This is a genomic window from Pseudonocardia halophobica (assembly GCF_027922425.1).
Classification (GTDB): Bacteria; Actinomycetota; Actinomycetes; order Mycobacteriales; family Pseudonocardiaceae; genus Pseudonocardia; species Pseudonocardia halophobica.
Map to the genome: position 1 here is coordinate 1 of NZ_BSFQ01000243.1, position 606 is coordinate 606.

Below are 606 nucleotides of genomic sequence, written 5' to 3' on the forward strand. Positions count from 1 at the left end.
GACGAGGGCACCTTTTCCGGCGTCCAGGCGCGGTTCTTCCAATGGTCGATCAACCCGGCCAGCTGCCGCGCGGGCCAGCGCTTTTCGTCCAGATTTGCCGCGACGATCAATTGCTTGAGCAGGCGAAGCTGGTCGTCCGTATCCAGAATGGTGAAGTTGGATTTCAGCCCCACCAGTTCGGCATGGCGGCGCAGGATCTTCACGCTGACGGAATGGAAAGTGCCCATCCAGGGCATGCCCTCCACCTGCCCCAGCATCCGGCCCACGCGGTCTTTCATCTCGCGCGCAGCCTTGTTGGTGAAGGTCACGGCCAGAATCTCATTCGGCCGCGCCTTGCCGGTGGCCAGCAGATGCACGATACGCGAGGTCAGCGCCTTGGTTTTGCCAGTTCCCGCCCCGGCCAGCATCAGGACAGGGCCATCCACCGCCAGCACGGCGGCGCGCTGTGCAGGGTTCAGATCGTCCAGATAGGGTGCGGGCCGCGCTGCCATGGCACGCTGCGACAGGGGAATGGCGGCTTCGAAAGCCTCTGAATCATCATATCCGCTCATATCCGCAAGATAGACGTGCAGGTCGGCCTTGGGAAGCCTGTGTTCCACCAATGTT

1 protein-coding gene is annotated in these 606 nt (G+C 62.5%); it reads right to left on the reverse strand.

Features of this window, described 5'->3' with window-relative positions; all coding sequences use genetic code 11:
* Positions 1-606: UvrD-helicase domain-containing protein (locus tag PKE99_RS39330; RefSeq protein ID WP_271215150.1), on the reverse strand; the 606-nt coding region annotated here is incomplete at both ends.